We start from the raw sequence: 18,607 nt of genomic DNA on the forward strand, positions 1-18,607 counted from the left end.
AGCTATGAGGCTTATTCTGTCTGCATTTTAACCATTTTTGTCATCCCGTCAGCATCCATTGCCACAATAATTAGCGTCTAATTAAGTTAGCGTTAAAAATTGTCGTAACGACAAAGCAATAGGCATTCATACAAGAGAAAATAAATTTTTTGGCTACCTTGACTTTTTGTTAAATACTTTGGTTTTTTCAAGTTGTTTTACTTTCACAAGTTTCTTGTTATACCAATCTAATGTGAGACTGCACAGAATGAAGGAAGAAATTTATTAATTATCCGTATTTATCTGCGGTCATCTGCGTACATCTGCGGTTAATTATTATTGATCTCTTATTCTATGCAACTTCATATTAATTTGGTATTATCCTAATCCCCAAATATCGTTGTTTGGAAACAGCAGTTTTTAACATTCATCTTCTACAAGTATACAAATTGTAATTTTTGGTTGTTATATTCTCACCAAATCCATGTATGCTAAATATTAAAGTTTATCTTCATAAATAATGAGAATAACGCTATGAAAATCGTTCATGGCACTTGGATACCTCACACAGAAACTGACTTTATTCAGTCAGGGTCATTTTATCTGTGGATAGAAACGCCTGTACCAAAAAGCAGCCGCAATCATAAACAACAGATTCATCCTGGACATCTAGCTAAGGGTGAATTAATCAACTTTTTAGTCCAGGAATTGGGAATTAAAGAACCAGCACCCCAATTAAGCCAACGTATATCTACTAAATATTTTGCTTTACCAACTGCCGATAATCAACCCCTGCCTTCACCAGAATTAATTAAGTATCTAGAAATAGAAATCCCCGAAGAATATACAGAATTTCAATATTGGCAAGTAGATTGTTATCAAACCTTAACTTCTGTTAAAAATAATACGCCGGCAATTAATATTATTAGACTGCTCAATGATATTCATTTCTTAGCAATTAATAACCTCAGTGAAATTCAACTCGGTTCTGATTTATTATTTTGGTATCACTATACGCAATCATTTAAACAAATAATTCTTAAAGACCAATATATCCCAACTCTCAAATATCGCCAATTAGAAACTCCTCCACCCAAAGGTAAAAGTAAAAAACCGATTCCACCTGCGTTTGAAATCTATGCTGGTTGGTCAATTATTTCCGAGCAATATGAAGCCAATATTCAAAAATATATTGAATATATGCCCTTGATTTGTGTGGCAGGTTCAAACGTAAAAAATGAAAATATTGAGTTTTTTGATGAAGAAACCCTGTTACGTCACTTTTCTGAATCTATCCTCCATAATATAGTTACTCACACTCCCTCTACTGCTGCCTTTGATAAACAAATTACAGATTCCTTGGTTTACTATTGTTTCTCTCAACAACATAATTCCCGCACAGCAAATATAACTTTAGAGGAATACAAACAATGGCAGACATGGAAAAGTAAAATTACTCGCTCCCAATCAGAATTACCTTTTCATCTCTGTTTTCAATTAAATTCACCTGCTGCTGAACAAATAGATAACTGGGAAATGCAGTTTTTGGTATCTAGTAAACAAGATCCTTCTCTCAAATTACCTTTAGCAGATTATTGGCCAATGAAAGAAGGAACTGGGGATTGGGGATTGGGGACTGGGGAAGATGGAGAGAATAACCGATACCCAATGACTAATGTTAAATCATCAATTAAGAGTCTGTTTGGTAAAGACTTTGAAACTAATTTACTATTAAATTTAGGATATGCAGCACGAATGTATCCGCAATTATGGCAAGGATTAGAAACAGATACTCCCGTGGGAATGCAACTAACATTAGAAGAGGCATTTTCATTCCTACAAGAAAGTGCTTGGGTGTTAGAAGATGCAGGTTTTAAAGTTACTGTTCCGGCTTGGTATACCCCTGCTGGTCGTCGTCGTGCTAAACTGCGACTCAAGGCTTCTGGTAAAAGTCGTTCTGCAACTAAGGGAGAAAACAAAAGCTATTTTGGTTTGAATTCTTTGGTGCAGTATGAATATGAATTAGCAATTGGTGAACAAGCTGTTACTAAACAAGAATGGGAGCAATTAATTAATGCTAAAGCTCCTTTAGTACATTTTCGCGGTCAATGGATGGAATTAGACCGTGATAAAATGCAGCAATTACTAGAATTTTGGCAATCTCATGGTGATGAAAAACCAGAGATGTCTGTGCTGGAATTCCTGCAACGTAATGCTGAATCTGGGGAAGATTGGGATATTGAACATGATGAAATTTTGTCAGATATGATGGCAAAACTACAAGATAAAAGTAGTTTAGAGCCAATTTCTGACCAGTTGAATCTGCAAGGTAATCTGCGCGAATATCAAAAGCGTGGTGTGGCTTGGTTAGAATATTTGGAACGTTTGGGTTTAAATGGCTGTTTAGCAGACGATATGGGTTTAGGTAAGTCGGTACAGGTAATTGCTAGACTTGTTCAGGAGCGAGAATTGTTTTCCTCTGAGGAGGAGAAAGGAAGGTGGGAAGATGAGGGAGATGGGGAAAATGAGGAAAATAGGGGGGAGAAACACAGCAGAGGGGACGGAAAAACAAGATTATCTAATCTGCCACCAACTCTGTTAATTGCACCTACTTCCGTGGTTGGTAACTGGCAGAAGGAAATTGCTAAATTTGCGCCTCATCTTCAGAGTATGATACATCATGGGAGCGATCGCATCCAAACTGCTCCTGAATTCAAAACAGCTTGTCAACAACACGATATCATCATTACCTCTTTTACCTTAGCTCGCAAAGATGAAAAGCTTTTGCATAGTGTCAAGTGGCAACGAATTGTTTTAGATGAAGCGCAAAATATTAAAAATCCTAAAGCTGCACAAACCAAAGCGATTCTCAAACTTTCAGCTAAACACCGACTGGCTTTAACAGGAACTCCGGTGGAAAACCGTTTGCTAGATTTATGGTCAATTTTTAACTTTCTCAATCCTGGTTACTTGGGTAAAGAAGCACAATTTCGCAAATCTTTTGAGATTCCTATTCAAAAAGATAATAACCGAGTTAAATCAAGTATGCTGAAGAAATTAGTTGAACCTTTGATTTTACGTCGGGTTAAAACAGATAAATCTATTATTAACGATTTACCAGATAAAGTTGAACAAAAACTCTACACCAATTTGACTAAAGAACAAGCTTCATTGTATGAAGTAGTGGTGAAAGATGTAGAAGAGAAATTACAAACAGTGGAGGGAATTCAACGCAAAGGATTAATTCTCTCTACCTTGATGAAGTTGAAACAAATTTGTAATCATCCTGCTCAATTTTTACAAGATAACAGCGAATTTTCAACAGAACGTTCTCACAAACTTAGCCGCTTAGTAGAAATGGTAGATGAGGCTGTTTCTGAAGGGGAAAGTTTATTGATATTTAGTCAATTTACGGAGGTATGCGAACAAGTAGAAAAATACATTAAACACAATTTACGTTGCAATACCTATTATTTGCATGGTGGCACAAGTCGTCCACGTCGGGAAAAGATGATTACAGAATTTCAAGAACCCGACACAGAAGCTTCGGTGTTTATTTTATCATTAAAAGCAGGTGGTGTAGGGATTACTTTAACTAAAGCTAATCACGTTTTTCATTTTGATAGATGGTGGAATCCAGCGGTGGAAAATCAAGCCACAGATAGAGCTTTTCGGATTGGACAACAAAAGAATGTGTTTGTGCATAAATTTGTGGCTATTGGTACTTTAGAAGAGAAAATTGACCAAATGATAGAAGATAAGAAAAAACTTGCTAATGCTGTAGTTGGCAATGATGAATCTTGGTTAACTGAGTTAGATAATGATGCTTTCAAACAATTAATTGCTTTGAATAAAAGTGCAATTTTGGAGTGAGAATATAGTAATATGGTTAAATTTAGTCGGACATGGTGGGGAGATAGGTTTATTAAAGCATTAGAAAATTTTACTGATGATGGTCGCTTGCAACGAGGACGTTCCTATGCGAATAATGGTAAAGTTCTGAATTTTGAAATCGAACAAAATCATATTACTGCTAGAGTCAAAGGTTCAGTTAATCCTTACTTTGGCGTGTATAAGGAACCGACTTACAATATTTCCATTGAAATTAAATCTATTCCTAAAAGCAGTTGGAATGAAGTTATTGACAAGCTATCATCTAAAGCTAGTATTGTTTCTAGATTGCTGCTGAATGAAGTTCCAGAAAATATTGAAGATACTTTTAAGCAATTGGGATTAAATTTATTACCCCATAGTAGTAAGGATTTTCAAACTAAATGTTCCTGTCCAGATTATGCTAATCCCTGTAAACATATTGCTGGGGTTTATTATTTAGTTGCGTCTCAATTGGATAATAATCCATTTCTTTTATTTGAATTGAGAGGGTTATCAAAAGAGGAACTTCAATCTAAACTGGCTAAATCTAATTTAGGTAAAGCACTTTCACAGGGATTGAATACTCAAGCAGTTAGTTTAGAATCTTCTACATCGTTTTATACCAAACTAGAAAAACAATCTGTTGATGAAAAGCCAAGTGTGCGGGAATTTTGGTTAGGAACTAAGCGTTTACCCCAAACTATAGAAGTGCCTAGTTCTAGTGGTGTATCGGCAATTATCGTCAAGAAGCAGGGTGATTTTCCGGCTTTTTGGCATAAAGATAATTCTTTTATTGAAACGATGGAGGAACTTTATCAACGGGTGAAAACGAAAAATCAAAGTTTACTTTAGTTTTAGCAGCATAAACTGTTTTTGGTGCAGCAAGTGTGGACAAATACCACATAGAGATACCTACTCTTTCTTAAAAAAATGTCCACAAATTGTGGACAAAAATCGAAGTTCTTAATCTTTCACAACCGGGTTAGGTGCTAGTTCCCGCAAAAATGTCCACAATTTGTGGACGATAAGCAAAACCTACGCAAGATCCTATTCCTTCTAGCGATCGCATTCTCAGGTTTTTATCGGGTAATGCGGAGAATTTTATCCCGCTGTGGAGGGCAATTTCCCCGTCCACCACAGTTACTGGTGGTAACATATAATTCACCATCTGGTTGTTAGCGTAGCGTGCCGTATGACTCCTACGTCGTCACGCAAGCTATAGGCATTAGCTGACGGCTGAATACTTACGACTTGACTTAGTAAATCAATCCCAAGAGCGGGTTAATGGATCAATTGGTATACTTGGATCAATCGCAATCACGGTGATTTTAGCATTCTCCACCACCGTATTTCCCATAATTGTATTGTGCATTGCCTCAAACTTCGATTCTTCTTCAGCAATGCGTTCGTAGTGCAGAATGACATGATAATGCTTGACAATTGGTTCTCCAGAGTCTGAACGCTCCACTGTTTCCCAATCTATATTTTGTCTTTCTTCCGCTATTCGGCGATACTCATCAGCTAGTTGTTCTAAGGCAATGGCGATGGCGTGTTCTTTTGTTTGACCATAACATTGCCAATTCTGTCTTGTATCATCCAAAGACGATGATATCTGGCAAATGTACTGTCCATTGTCTTGAGGCTGTACTGTGATTGTAATACTTGCAGTAGTGTCGTTGTTCACTTCCGTCATAATATTAAATGTGTTTGAAAGGCGAGGTTTAAAACCTTGAATAAAACGAAACAATTGTCAATTAATCAAAGATTTCTGGTCTTTCAATAACAAACCATTCATGATACAAAATTGCTAGAAAGAAGTTTTCATTTTTTAGACGGTCGCAAACTGTCATAAAGCCAGAAAAGAATGGATCATCTTCATAGGTGGTATCCGATAAAAATAGCGTGAGTGATTTTTTATCTTCAGCCCAAATAGAACGGATTATGGAAATATTGGGGTGATGAGATTTATCCACAGGTAATAATACTGGATATCCATCAATTTCCATAAATTCCGGTTCCTCATATTGCAAAACAGATGACCAATCTTCTGGTCCTTCATGTTTTTCAATAATCCTATCCCACCTAACCAGTTTGATTTTTTCTAAAGTTTCAGGTGATAAATCTGATAGTTTCATAAGTGTTACTTAGGTTTTTTTCCCCTTTACAAAATTTGACTGTTGCCAGAATCTATAGGTTCTTAACACGAACAGGACGATGATATCAATTCTATTAACTTACTTTAGTTGTTTGTTTAGCAACCAAATATTGCTCGATGGCTTCACGAATCAAATCGGGTACTGTACATTTTTCCAGATCAGCCAGATTTTTAAGATGCTGCTTCATCTGTGGATGCATCAATACTTTCACTTGTTCTGAAAGTGGCTCATCTCTGCCATAATCAAAGCGATACTTGGTTCCAAAATCGGGATTACCACCAGGTCTCGCCATTAGTTCCACACTTGTAACGACAATCTAAATTATATCGCAATTAGCATCAGACAAATATTTCTAAATCAGATACCTTAATTGCGTGGTACTACGTTATAATTTTGATGATAACTAACCAGGAGCGCAAGTAAGATGATTGATGCGCCGCTTGACAACATTATCACCACTATCAGTGACAATTTGGCTGTTGGTGCTAAAAATGGTGATACTGGTAATACTACAATAGCAATATTTGCTACTGAAGAATTAACTGAAGAAGAAGAGCGCGATAGCGAAGCGCTCCGTAGGAATCGCTTCCGTTTAGAGCGTCAAGTGGAGAGAGCGTTCTCCGCAGCGGGGAAAGCCTTGAGACAACTGAGAGATAGACAGCTATATCGCAGCACTCACAAAACCTTTGAGGAATACTGCAAAGATAGGTTTAGTTATAATCGTTCTCGTTCCTATCAACTCATTGACGCAGCCGATGTTGTGGACAACCTGGAAGAATGTCCACAAATTGTGGACATTTTACCAACCGCTGAAGGACAGGTACGACCACTGACAAAGTTGGAAGCTGAGGAACAAGTTAGCTGTTGGCAGGAAGCAGTAGCAGCAGTTGGTGGTAAAGTACCATCAGGACGGATTGTTAAAAGTATTGTGGACAAATTACGCGAGAAAACGAACCTACCCAACCCCTACTATCTAGGACAAGTGTGTCAAATCCTACCTAAAGACATTCCAGAACTCAAGGGTAAAAATGGTTGTTGGGGAATTATTACTCATGTGGGTAGTTATAGTTGCAGAATTACTACCTGGAATGGAGAGTATCTAGTTAAGATAGAAAACCTTAAGTCCTTGGATTATGATGAGACTGAATGTGAATATATGCAGAACTTGTGTCAGCGTCTTGTCAGGTTGCATCAAGTGGGAAATCTTGATGATGCTGTGGGTTGGTTACTAACTGGTTTAGGTAAGCGATATCAGCCATTTTTGACCCCACTGCAAGAAAAGTTTCTGACGATGGCTGAAGAAGAGTTTGGACTGATCTAATTGTCTAAGTACATCAGGAATTACGCAGGTAGATTATTGATTGAGATCGGGAAGTTCTGTATCAAATCCCTTAGAATAACCACACCAAAAACAAGCTACAAACCCTGTTCAAGATCTAAACTATGTTCATTTAACCGGATTTGATATGATTAGTGCGACTTGGGTAAATACACTGTAAATATACTGCCTTTCCCTACAGTCGATGAAACGGAGATATTACCTTGATGGGCTTCAACAATTTGACAGGACAAATATAATCCAAGACCACTACCCCGACGCTGATGTTTACCCTGTCGAAAGCGTTCAAATAAAAGTGATTTTTCTGATCGACTTATGCCAATACCTGTATCCTCTACTTCAATCTTTACTCCTTGAACAGTGGAACTGAGGCGAATTTCTACTGACCCAGCATCAGTGAAACGAATAGCATTGCCAATTAAGTTGGTTAGCAGTCGGTAAAGTTCTATTCTATCGCCCCGCACTTTCACCACAGATGGTTGTGTGTTGTTTAATTTAGCATTCAGAGCTAAGTTTTTAACAACAGCTAAAGGTTTGAGTTCCCGAACTACTTTTTGAGCTAACTCCCACAAATCAACGAGAAAAAATTCCAAGTCCTTACATCCGGTTTCATACTGATAAACCTCCAGCATATTTTCAACCATTGACAGTAGCGTTTGATTACTTTCAGTCAGTAATTGCAGATGTTTCCGTATTTCTAAGAAATTATACCCAAAATTGCCTTTTTGAATCATTTGCAGTAGTTGAATTGCTGATGTCAAAGGAGTTCGTAAATCGTGAGTCAGCTTAATCATAAAATCTTCACATCGCTGACGAGCAATTTGATCTCTTTGATTGATACTATGTTTTAACCGGAGGAGCGAACGCACTCTTGCTAACAATTCATTTTGTTCTACAGGCTTAATCAAAAAGTCATCAGCACCAGCTTGTAAACCTTGAATTAATTTGGACTCGTCACAATTGGTAATAAGTAAAATAGGTATGAAGGGTAAATTGGAATTCTGCTTGATCTGTCGAGCGATTTCATAGCCATCAATCTTTGGCATGAACGTATCTAATAATACTAAATCAGGTGGAGATTCGGCAATCTTAATCAAGGCTTCACTATCACTGTCTGTTACTGTTACCCTGTATCCTTGTTGCTTGAGAGTAGATTTTAGCAAGCAAACATTTTTGGTTGAGTCATCTACCAAAAGGATACTTTCTGTTGAATTTGAGTTCCAAGAGAAAGGTGTCATACAGATACCAGTAGATTTATTTAAATCAAGTTTGCTATTTCTTTTCTTTAATGAATCTTAACACTTAAATATACTTTCTTCACTAAAACTTTAAATTTTGCCTACGCCAATAAGTAGATTTTTTGATATAATGTACTTTTTATATGCATCAATAAGTATATTTTTTGCTATCATGCTTTATTTTGCTTACCTCAATAGGTAGATTTTTGCTATAATGTTTTGTTTTGGATATCTCAGTAGATAGATTTTGCTAGAATGCTAAAAAAATTTAACCGATAGACTGAGCCGTTTGTAGTCAATTATTTCCCACATTAGAGAGAGTACGTTAAGCCAGTTGCTGAGGTAAGTGATGGAAAATATTAGAGCGGCAATTATTGAAGACAACAATTTGGCAAGGGTAGGTATACGTAGTTGTTTTAATGAGCAAAAAAATATTCAAGTTGTAGGAGACACAGATACTGCTGCTACTGGTCTAGAATTGCTTCAAGATACTAACCCGGATATTGCTATTGTTGATATTGGCTTACCGGATATGGATGGGATAGCACTGGTGCATCAGTTTCGACAATCTATGCCATCTGAAGCAGCAGAGCAAACGAAAATCATTATGCTCACTTCTTTTGCTCAAGAACAGATGGTCTTGGCAGCGTTTGCAGCTGGAGCAGATTCTTACTGTGTCAAGACCATTAAGTTTGAGTTGTTGTTAGAAGCACTGTACATGACTTATGAAGGACATTCTTGGATTGATCCAGCGATCGCTCGCATCATTCTCAAGCATATTCGTCAATCGGCGGTGGCTACGGCGAAACTGAATACTGGTCAAACAGTGACTATCTCTGCAATTGACCCAGAGCAATCTAGTATTCTAGAAGCAGATCCACTGACAAAGAGGGAACTACAAGTCTTGGAGTTAATTGTCCAAGGCTTCACCAATCAAGAAATTGCCAATCAACTCTATCTCAGCTTAGGAAGCGTAAAAGTATACGTTCGAGGTATTTTGAACAAGCTTTGTGCAAGCGATCGCACTCAAGCGGCTGTCATCGCCTTACGGGCTGGTTTGCTTAATTGAAGTTACTGTTTAGAAAAAAGCAGTTTTAAATTGCGTTTGAGAGTGTCAACTCACACCTAAATTAAAAACCTACACCTATCAGGGGGATATTGCCCCCTTACATCGTATTCAAACAATGGATTCATCAAGGATTTCCTGTACTAACATATCAACACTTTTCTTATTGCCGATAGACACAAGGTCAGATACAGGGTACTGAAAGCGTTTGCATCTGTTGTGCAGCTTTAAGAGTTGCCGACGAATATCCTGTTGGCATCTTTGCGATTTACCTGTTACTAAATGGCTAGTGAAAATACTAGAGATAAACAAATTCCAGGCATGGTTAATTGATAGACCATTAGCAGTAGGTGGTTCGTTAACTTCCCAATACACCTGTCCAGAACTATAGACATTGGGTAGTGGCACATGAAAGGCTGATGCTTGAGGAGTGAACTCTTGTTCTTGAATTGCCCAAACCCAATAATTTAATTTCTTGCCCACAAATACCATTGCAGGTAGCGGAACGGTTAAAGAACCAAGTTGATCACAGTTAATTGTATAAGTGGCTGGTGGGATGAATTTGACTAAATATGTGTCTGTACTGAGCATTCCCCAGCGTACAATACCCGATTCCATCCAACCTGTATCAATTGGTGCGTGGCTGAAAGCAGTTCTCAAAGCTGCGGGTGAAATACATTTATAAATATGAGCTTGGGGAATTTGTTTGTCTCGATGGTGTAAGATGTAAATGCCATCCAAAAATAGTAATTCGGCTTGAATTACTGGAGACTTTCGGGGCGGGTCTGCCAAAATTGCTCGTAAAATATCGACTGATAGAGTTGCTGTAGATGTAGTGTTATTTAATGTGGTTTCAATGCTTGTTTCCATAGTTGTAGTAAGATTTGAAAGTAAGAACGCATTAGTCCTAATATAGGAAAATGATTATTTATTCACGGTATTCTGGTATTAACGTATAACAATGCAAAAAGAGTTATACATAAAAGCCAACAAGACAGTAACAAACTGTTGTTGGCTGATTACTTAGTTGAGTAAAAAGCTAGTACAGAACGGCGTAAATAAACCAACCATTCCAAATCGCTGAAAAAATTACGCTGTATTCGTTTCGACTTTTGACTTCCGCCTTGCGGTACTAGGGTAATAGTGAATCTTTGAAGTCTTGAATTGCTGTTGCTGTCAAAGCATAAACAACTCGACGCTTACGTTCGACATGAGTACCATCTACAGGAATTCCTTTCTTCCAAGCAGCAATAATCGCTTTCTTGTCTGCTGAGTAAACAGTCTTTTCTTTGCGATATTTTAGAGGCAATTTTTCTGCTTCTACAAGAATGTCACAACTCGGTGGATTTTCTTTAATTGTGATCCGCAGTGAATTACCAACTATTTGCTCAGGGAGAATTCCTGTGGCATTATGTTCTAAAATGGTTTGATCTAATTTATCTCGCCAGCGTTCTAGTCTTAATAATGCTGATTGATGCACGGCTTTGAGATGTTCTAATCGTTGCTTAATAGCTGCTATTTCTGCATCTAATTGCAATGCTAATTCGGCTTGAATATCAACAGCTTCAGATTGTACTTCTTGAGTTTCCCAAATAGCGGTGATGATAGCAGCTTCCTCTTCAGGAATCTGACAATTGGTTAACTGTTCCCAGAGATGAGCAGCAGTTTGGGATAGTCCTGCTAGAGATTGTTGAGCAAGTGATAAAACCATGATTACCACCTGCCACCAGTTTGATAGTAGTTATGTTCAGCTTCAATTTGGTTTAGAATAGCTATCGTGCCTACATCTAAATTAGTATCTAGGCATAAATCGGAAATGACCTTTTGTGTAACTTGATTATTTTGCTCAATTACGGCAGTCAACTTAGGTTTAAGTGTTGTTACACTTTCTGTTAGAGTTACTGTTAGTTGTTGCATTGTTTGGGCTGCGTAACGCCATCAATTTGAGCGCGGTAGCGCATCTAAACTCCATCCATCTTGAAAACTTGAGTTTGCACCATAGAAAAACTATAGGTTTCAACTTGAACGGGGTTTATCTATGTTTGTATCTCACTCCTTTTAAGTTAATGTTGTGTCCTCTGTTCGTTATTTTGTCAATATCAAGAATTAAAACTAGAGATATGAAACTCATCAAAAAATCTGAAAAGCTCGTCCAAGAAACAAAAATAAACAAGGAAGCGAAAAAGGAAACTAAAGAACCAAATTTGCAGGTTGATTTTGCAAATAATCCTGATTTTGTAAATAATATAGAAGAACTAACAGGTGCAGAACAGCCAAAGCTAGGGATAGAATATCAAGAACCTAATTATATTCCTTTACGAGACAATCCCATAGTTCACTCTGTTGGCAAGACGGGATGGCAGGTTTCTGATATTTGGAAAGATATTAGATTGGATAGTTTTTAACTATTGCTTGATTCCACTGCTTTTGAATTTGTAAAATTTTACAAACAGTGTGGTTGTTTGGTTATGTCTACGGCTTATTATCCCGTGATTCTTTATCCACCATTATCTAGGAGGTTTACTGGTGATAATCAAGGACAGAAGCATCTGAAAGCTTCGTTTCAAGGATGTGTTGCATTACCAGATGATAAGAGTACAGCCAAGCAAGGTGTGAGTGAAAAGCAGTTTTTTCGGCATTTACTGGCAGCTTTTCCTGGAAATTTGATTTGTCAAGCAGTTGAGTTTGAAATTCCAGGTTATTCTCTCCGCTACTCGGCTGATTTTATTTTTTATCATCACTCATCTGGGTTAGCTTTGGATATTGAAATTGATGAACCTTATACTGGAAATACGGGTAAACCTCACCACTGTATTGATGTTGATGATGATAAAATTCGTAACCGTTTTTTCTTGGAACGGAATTGGGGTGTGGTCAGGTTTGCAGAAATTCAGGTGGTGCGTCATCCTTGGAATTGTTGTAAGGTTATTGCTCAAACAATTGCTAAGTTGACAGGAGATAATAGTGTGTTTATGCTGCTGCAAAGATTGGCTGATCTACCTTTACAAAAACGGTGGACAAGGCGTGAAGCTAGGCTGATGGCTAAGAATAATTATCGTCAGTCTTATCTGCCAGAAATGGTAAAATAAAGCGAGATATTATTGTTACAGTACAAAAACATTTAGAATATATTTCAGAGCCATTTGGTTAAAATCTTTTTACGCATGATTTGTATATCAGAAAATATCGTGCTACAATGCTACAATATCTGAGAGTGTAATTAAATTAATACCAAAATACTTTCCATGTCACTATTATCAAATTGAGTAATTGTGGTCAAATTATCTCTCAAAATCTGCACAATCTTTGATGTGGGACTATTACCAATACGTAAATAAATAAATTTAGGTGGATGACCATAAAGTAAACTACGTTGATGAAAGTCAGAATCTTTGGAAATAATCACAAAATTATTCATTTTGGCGAATTCCCAAATAATAGCATCATCAGTATTTATAAGTCCTAAAGTTTTAACGTGTTGAGAATCAGGATATAGATCAATAATTTTATCAACAATCCGATCTGACAAATTTTCGTCTAATAGCAGTTTCATAGAGATGCAACAAATAACTTTTTCTCTCGATCAGCAGCAAAAGCAAGACAAGCCTTAATATCATCAGATGTCAATTCTGAAAAATCTTCCAAAATTTCTGTTTCTGTCATCCCACCTGCTAAGTATTCTAAAATATCGTACACAGTAATACGCATTCCTCGAATACAAGGTTTCCCACTGCGTTTTCCAGGCTCAATCGTAATAATGTCTTGATAACTCATGATCTCTCCTGCTGTTTAATCTTTAGTTTATATAATTTTATGATAATTCATGGGGTGATAGATGGAATAGGTAGTGTTAGGGTAGCGATCGCTTACTGAGAGAGAAAGGAAAGGATGAGCGATCGCCAATGCCCTTTGGGTGGCGCTCACAGCCATAGTTTGTCCGAAGTAGAGGTAAATACGTCAAAATAGTTAAAATAGAACAGGGATCAGTATTAAGCTAAATTTTATGTCTGATATCAACTGGGGATTAATTAGAAGCGGTTCAACATTTGAAAATTTAATTTGCTCGTTGATCCTTCTTGAGGATCATGAAGCTCGTCTTTACGTCCGCCCTGGAAAAGATTTTGCCCAGGATGCACGTTCAGGAGATGGACTGACTATTTACCAAATGAAATTTCATCAAAATGAGTCTACCTCTTCAGCTATTACAGATGCCAAAAAAGAGGCCGAGCAAATTGCTAAATACTTAAAAACACCTGGTAAATCACAAGAAGTTTGGCAGGGAGTAAAAAAATGGATATTGGTAAGTAATGTAGCATTTAATTCAAATAACGAGTTGAGATGGAATAAAGAGATTAAACCGCTATTTGGCTGCCTGGGATTAGAAGCATCTTATTGGGAAAAATCACAAATTGAGACACGCCTCCATAAATATCCTGACCTGAAGCAAGCTTATTTTGAAGAAGAAACGCGAGTTTTCTTAGGAATTGCTGAAGCACTTGAACAGATAAAAAAATTCCAAGAATTTAATCATCCTCATGCTATAAATGCCACTTATCAAGGACGAACAAAGGAATTAGAGCTATTTCGGAATTTTATCAATGATGCTGATAAAAAGATTCTTGTCATTCATGGAGCAGGAGGCATTGGTAAAACTCGATTTCTTCTTGAAGGTGCAAAAACTCAGGCTTTACCAGAAGGATGGCAGGTACTTTGGGCAAATGTGTCAACCATGACAACAAACAGTTCATGGTCAAGGGGGTTAATTCCCGAACGCCGTACTTTAGTTTTGATTGATGAACCTGATGATGAAACTGTTTTGAAGACGCTAATAGAACAAATTTTCGGTGGTCGTAGTAAGACTTGGAAAGTTGCTATTGCTGTTCGCTCTTTTAACGATCTGGTTTTGAAGTATGTGAAAGAATCTGGAATCCGCCCAATGGTTGAAAAGTTGCAGTTATCAGCTTTAGAAAAAAGTGAAGCAGTTACTTTTTGTCAAGAACTTCTGGAATCGGGTTCTCTGCAAACACAGACAGCCGATTGGAAAACACAAGCTGCTACCTGGATTGCTCAACATTATGACTATCCCATCTGGATGGCAATCGCTATTAAATTACTGGAGAGTAAAGGTAATCTTGAAACAATGCCGCAAGAGGTAAAGGGGTTAGCATCTGAATATTTAGAAAAGATTATTACACAGAAACAGAATATTCCCCAAGAGCAAATCAAGAATCTTTTGCATTGGATAGCATTGTTTAATACCATCAATCGAAAAGATACTGCGGTGATGGACTGGATTAAAACAAAAGTTGGATGTAGAAATTCTACAGAACTAAAGAAACTTTTGGATAAACTAATTGACTGCAATGTGATTTTTGAGCGAGGAGCATATAACCGTTTATTGAAAATCAAGCCAGATGTTTTAGCAGATTACATTTTGCAAGACTGGTTAATTTATCAAACAAGACGTGGTGACAATGAGGCTTCGGATGAAGCATTAGAAATTGTTGCAGAAATCAGCACAATGTTAGAAAACTATACGGAAGTTTTAAGTATCCCCAAATTACTATTAAACAGTATTGCTAAATTTGAATTAAATCAACAGTTACAGTGCAATAACCATATAAATATTTTGAAAGAACTTCTGGACAACTGGCATGAGAAAATTCCAAAGATGAATGCCCGTCAGAAATTAGTATACCTTAGTCTTTTGGATGAAATTTCTGAAATTTCCTTTGCTCATGTATCTGAGGTTTTGAACATTTTAAGGGCAATCTTAAATTCCAACTCAGAATCAGAAGTTGTTTCAACTATTTTCGGACAAAGAATTATTGACCATGATGATGTAATATTGGCACTACCTTGGATTATTTATCATACGGCTATTACCGCTCAAACTTCAAAGTATCACAAAACTATTTTGTTATTACTATGTGATTTAGTAATCAAAGAACATGATATTGTAAATCGTAGACCACAAGGATTCCCCAATGATGGTAAAAGAGCAGTGATTGTTCTACCTAAAATCATTACAGGTGGTTCAGCGTTTATTAGTAATTTTGAAAAATCTGCTTTAACGATAGCAAATACTATATTAGAAAACATCCGTTCAACGGGGAATATTAATCAAGATCATAAGTTACAACTTAATGTTTTATGCAAGGCACTTTTATCTGTTGAAAAACAAGATACACGCTTTAATGGAAGAAATATAATCATCCAAAGATGGATAATTACACCAGATCAAGCTGAGTGGACAATTAGAGATTCACTTCGTAGCAAAATTATAGAAATTCTATCAGAGCGCAAAATTCCATCAAATCAGTCATTAATTTTCTGGGATTTATTAGTTGAATTACATCGAGAAATTAATCGTGCAATTTCCTATTCTGAAGAATTTCGCAATGTTTTAATTCAGGATTTACAGTGGGTATTAAACTTCCTAAACACTTACAAAAGTATAAATATTCAAGAACTTTCTGCTGCTCGGAAAATTTGGGATTGGCATTACCAATTTGATCCAGATCCTGAACTCAAGAAAATAGCAACTGACTGTGAAAATTTCTTTCAAGATAATCAACTGTTTCCAGACTATGCTCCTCTTCTTAGTAGAGAAGGGTACAAACACGAAGTTAGAGAACAATGGGCAAATGGCATAAGCCAAAAACTAGTTAATCCAAATAACTCACAGAGTATTCATGAATTTATTCAGAATGGCATTCAGTTTTTGGGAAATCCTAATCAAATATCTAGACTATTCATTGTAGCTGCTAAATTAGGTGAGAAAGCAGAACAATCTGAAGTCATACATGAGTTTCTTGAGCAAGCATTAACACTATCTATTGAAAATCCAGAGTTTCAGTTTGCTACAATACTTTGTAGACACTGGGTTAAGTACTCAGAACTAACAAAGGTATTTGAGAAAATTTTACAATGGACTAATAACAATACCGAAAAAATTGTAAATCTGATTCAAGCAATTTATGAAACTACGTGGGATAGTGTTTCAGATACAGAAGTAAATATTTTATTAGAGCAGAAAAATAATTTCTTACAGACTAATTCATCTGTCCGATTTCTCGGTTTATTGGGTTGCATATTCTTCTCCCCCTGTCAAGACAAAATCAAAAATACAGTAGAAAATATATTTAATGAGCTTGATCATCAACAATTGTCTAATGGGTTAGCTACATTTTTAGAATCATTAGACTATGCAATACATTCATCGAATAATAAGACCAATAATGTAAATAATCCTTCCTTGATTTATTGGATTTTAGATCAAGTTTTACGTCTACCTGACATTGATAATCTTAGCGGTACAACTATTCACCATTTACAAGAACTATTGGAAATACTTGGTAAACCAAATTTGGAGTGGCTCTTGAATGCTATACAAACACGGTTAAAAATGTCTTCAGGTTCAGATAGTTCTACAAAGATCAGAATATTACCTAGTCGAGAAAGATTATCTCAATGGATTATTCCCATTTCTTCAGAACAAGGAGACGACACGAGGATAAGAAATATCCTGACAAATTTATTATCATATATTGATAGTTTTCCAATGTTAGTATATAGTTTACCTCAGTATTTATTTGAGATTGATCCTAATGGAGTATTTACCAGTGATTTAGTTATAGAAAAGCTCAGAGATTCTAAAATAAGGGAAAATACGCAAGAAGTTTATAGGTGGTCAAAATTTGCTGGTTATTACTCAGAAGAGTCTCCTACCTGGCGTAAAATTGCCCATGAGGTTTGCTCTTTAGCAGTTCACTTTGATGATAGTGATAAGTATTTAATTCTACAAGCTCTGACTAATCCTAAACCAAAAACATGGATGTCAAGTATAGGAACAGTTGCTGCAATTTTTGAAGTAGAGGTAGAAACAGCAGAACAAAAACTAGAAACTGAAAATGATTCAGTTTTAAAACCATACTGGGAATGGAGATTGCAATTAGCACAAGTGGAATTGGAACGTCAAACTGAACTAGTTAAAGAGGAGATAGAAGAATGAATGCAGAAAGATTAAAAGAGCGTCTACAGGAAAGTGCAAGTAAGTTACGACTGGTTGTTAGTACCTTAGATTCGATCTCTTCTTCGTCTTTACATACTGAGTGTATAGATGAAATTAGAAAATTTGATACAATGGCTCAGGATTTAGTTTCTGTATGCGATCTCATTGATGCCAGAGAATATGCACGTCAAATGTTACAGGAACTACCATCAATTACAGATTCTAGCACGAATCTTGTTGACTATCATAGAATACAAATTCCTTTCAGTGCTGCCCGACTATTAGGATTTCAAAGCTATCTTTCAACAACATGGGCAGTTTGTGATTCAATAATACCTGCGATTTCTGTATTATTTTTGAACAACTCGGATGCCAAAAGTCGCTCATCTCCTCCAAATTTATTGACTAAACTTGTCAAAAGTACCTCAATAGCCTATTACAATTCATTTTTTCTTCTTAAGAGTTATGGTTGGCCTATTGCTGTTTCGTATGTTATTCGCAATCATTTTGTTCATGATGGTGCTTCAAATTGTGGATGTGATTTCTTTGTTGGGAAAAAAAAGGTAGACGAGTACCAAACTTCGTTGGAGGGATGGAATTTTCTGGAAGATCAAATTAACCAAAAGCACAAAGAGGTTAAAAAGGAATATACCCGTCTGACAGATACATGGCCTTGGCATCAAGATAATCTTCTAAGACTTTTAGAAATTTGTAATTATGAAATTGATGAGGCTTTGATTTGTCTAGTTGGTTGGTCTGTGGGAATGGCAACTTTACAAGCAAGTTATTTATTAGAAAGAGATTTTAGTTTGATATCCCCACCTTCTACATTTTCATAACTTAAATTTTTAAGTATCTATATTTACACCTCCACCCAACCAAAAGTCCTACTAACCGCCTTCTTCCACAACTTATAACAACCTTCCCTCTCCACAACATCCA

Annotated in this window: 19 protein-coding genes and 1 pseudogene; 9 read left to right on the top strand and 11 right to left on the bottom strand. The window is 36.5% G+C overall.

Annotation, left to right across the window (positions count from 1 at the left end; all coding sequences use genetic code 11):
• Positions 1–1,782: 1,782 nt before the first annotated feature.
• The 3 genes and pseudogenes from VB713_RS28330 to VB713_RS23030 form a co-directional block, all read left to right on the top strand.
• Positions 1,783–2,130 (top strand): annotated as a pseudogene (locus VB713_RS28330) (SNF2 helicase-associated domain-containing protein); the annotation flags it as partial.
• A 117-nt stretch (positions 2,131–2,247) separates the two neighbouring features.
• A complete protein-coding gene (locus tag VB713_RS28335; RefSeq protein WP_416242476.1) occupies positions 2,248–3,852 on the top strand; it encodes a DEAD/DEAH box helicase in 1,605 nt (534 codons plus the stop codon).
• 12 nt (positions 3,853–3,864) lie between these two features.
• Entirely contained in the window at positions 3,865–4,704 is an 840-nt protein-coding gene (locus tag VB713_RS23030) for an SWIM zinc finger family protein (RefSeq protein WP_323313836.1), read from the top strand.
• Between the two features lie 130 nt (positions 4,705–4,834).
• Here VB713_RS23030 and VB713_RS23035 read toward each other — a convergent pair whose 3' ends face one another.
• From VB713_RS23035 to VB713_RS23050, 4 genes are all read right to left on the bottom strand, one after another.
• Positions 4,835–5,008: a hypothetical protein gene (locus VB713_RS23035; protein WP_323313837.1), complete on the bottom strand. Its 174-nt coding sequence runs from the start codon at positions 5,006–5,008 to the stop codon at positions 4,835–4,837.
• A gap of 108 nt (positions 5,009–5,116) precedes the next feature.
• The gene (locus VB713_RS23040; protein WP_323313838.1) at positions 5,117–5,545 is read right to left on the bottom strand and encodes a hypothetical protein; all 429 of its coding nucleotides are present in this window, start codon (positions 5,543–5,545) and stop codon (positions 5,117–5,119) included.
• A 61-nt stretch (positions 5,546–5,606) separates the two neighbouring features.
• Positions 5,607–5,987 (bottom strand): hypothetical protein, encoded by a 381-nt coding sequence (locus VB713_RS23045; protein WP_323313839.1) that lies wholly within the window; start codon positions 5,985–5,987, stop codon positions 5,607–5,609.
• A 94-nt stretch (positions 5,988–6,081) separates the two neighbouring features.
• Positions 6,082–6,300 carry a hypothetical protein gene (locus VB713_RS23050; protein WP_015217615.1) on the bottom strand — a complete coding sequence of 73 codons (219 nt, stop codon included), beginning with the start codon at positions 6,298–6,300 and terminating at the stop codon, positions 6,082–6,084.
• Positions 6,301–6,432: 132 nt separating this feature from the next.
• Here VB713_RS23050 and VB713_RS23055 point away from each other — a divergent pair, with 132 nt between their 5' ends.
• Complete coding sequence (locus VB713_RS23055; protein WP_323313840.1) at positions 6,433–7,329, top strand: hypothetical protein; 897 nt, start codon at positions 6,433–6,435, stop codon at positions 7,327–7,329.
• 149 nt (positions 7,330–7,478) lie between these two features.
• Here the strand turns inward: VB713_RS23055 and VB713_RS23060 are convergent, their stop codons facing one another.
• A complete protein-coding gene (locus VB713_RS23060; protein ID WP_323313841.1) occupies positions 7,479–8,585 on the bottom strand; it encodes a hybrid sensor histidine kinase/response regulator in 1,107 nt (368 codons plus the stop codon).
• 349 nt (positions 8,586–8,934) lie between these two features.
• Here VB713_RS23060 and VB713_RS23065 point away from each other — a divergent pair, with 349 nt between their 5' ends.
• Entirely contained in the window at positions 8,935–9,654 is a 720-nt protein-coding gene (locus VB713_RS23065; protein ID WP_323313842.1) for a response regulator transcription factor, read from the top strand.
• Between the two features lie 108 nt (positions 9,655–9,762).
• Here the strand turns inward: VB713_RS23065 and VB713_RS23070 are convergent, their stop codons facing one another.
• The 3 genes from VB713_RS23070 to VB713_RS23080 all read right to left on the bottom strand — a co-directional run bounded on the left by VB713_RS23070 (position 9,763) and on the right by VB713_RS23080 (position 11,568).
• On the bottom strand, positions 9,763–10,521 hold the full coding sequence (locus VB713_RS23070; RefSeq protein ID WP_323313843.1) for a hypothetical protein: 759 nt from the start codon (positions 10,519–10,521) through the stop codon (positions 9,763–9,765).
• A 262-nt stretch (positions 10,522–10,783) separates the two neighbouring features.
• Entirely contained in the window at positions 10,784–11,362 is a 579-nt protein-coding gene (locus VB713_RS23075) for a siphovirus Gp157 family protein (RefSeq protein WP_323313844.1), read from the bottom strand.
• A gap of 2 nt (positions 11,363–11,364) precedes the next feature.
• The gene (locus VB713_RS23080) at positions 11,365–11,568 is read right to left on the bottom strand and encodes a hypothetical protein (RefSeq protein ID WP_323313845.1); all 204 of its coding nucleotides are present in this window, start codon (positions 11,566–11,568) and stop codon (positions 11,365–11,367) included.
• Between the two features lie 203 nt (positions 11,569–11,771).
• Here VB713_RS23080 and VB713_RS23085 point away from each other — a divergent pair, with 203 nt between their 5' ends.
• Together VB713_RS23085 and VB713_RS23090 are read left to right on the top strand one after the other, a co-directional pair.
• Positions 11,772–12,056, top strand: a complete 285-nt coding sequence (locus VB713_RS23085) for a hypothetical protein (protein WP_323313846.1) — start codon at positions 11,772–11,774, stop codon at positions 12,054–12,056.
• Positions 12,057–12,119: 63 nt separating this feature from the next.
• Positions 12,120–12,740 carry a hypothetical protein gene (locus tag VB713_RS23090; RefSeq protein ID WP_323313847.1) on the top strand — a complete coding sequence of 207 codons (621 nt, stop codon included), beginning with the start codon at positions 12,120–12,122 and terminating at the stop codon, positions 12,738–12,740.
• A 131-nt stretch (positions 12,741–12,871) separates the two neighbouring features.
• Here the strand turns inward: VB713_RS23090 and VB713_RS23095 are convergent, their stop codons facing one another.
• Genes VB713_RS23095 through VB713_RS23105 form a run of 3 tightly spaced genes read right to left on the bottom strand, consistent with a single transcriptional unit; the run spans position 12,872 to position 13,581 of the window.
• A complete protein-coding gene (locus tag VB713_RS23095; RefSeq protein ID WP_323313848.1) occupies positions 12,872–13,204 on the bottom strand; it encodes a DUF5615 family PIN-like protein in 333 nt (110 codons plus the stop codon).
• On the bottom strand, positions 13,201–13,425 hold the full coding sequence (locus VB713_RS23100; RefSeq protein WP_323313849.1) for a DUF433 domain-containing protein: 225 nt from the start codon (positions 13,423–13,425) through the stop codon (positions 13,201–13,203). Before VB713_RS23100 ends, VB713_RS23095 begins: the two co-directional genes overlap by 4 nt.
• Before the next feature lie 27 nt (positions 13,426–13,452).
• On the bottom strand, positions 13,453–13,581 hold the full coding sequence (locus VB713_RS23105) for a hypothetical protein (protein ID WP_323313850.1): 129 nt from the start codon (positions 13,579–13,581) through the stop codon (positions 13,453–13,455).
• A gap of 73 nt (positions 13,582–13,654) precedes the next feature.
• Here VB713_RS23105 and VB713_RS23110 point away from each other — a divergent pair, with 73 nt between their 5' ends.
• Positions 13,655–17,665, top strand: a complete 4,011-nt coding sequence (locus VB713_RS23110) for an ATP-binding protein (RefSeq protein ID WP_323313851.1) — start codon at positions 13,655–13,657, stop codon at positions 17,663–17,665.
• Positions 17,662–18,504, top strand: coding sequence for a hypothetical protein (locus tag VB713_RS23115; RefSeq protein ID WP_323313852.1), 843 nt, complete (start codon positions 17,662–17,664; stop codon positions 18,502–18,504). Before VB713_RS23110 ends, VB713_RS23115 begins: the two co-directional genes overlap by 4 nt.
• Positions 18,505–18,607 lie beyond the last annotated feature (103 nt).

The sequence above is a fragment of the Anabaena cylindrica UHCC 0172 genome, assembly GCF_034931625.1.
In the GTDB taxonomy this organism is placed as follows: Bacteria; Cyanobacteriota; Cyanobacteriia; order Cyanobacteriales; family Nostocaceae; genus Anabaena; species Anabaena cylindrica_A.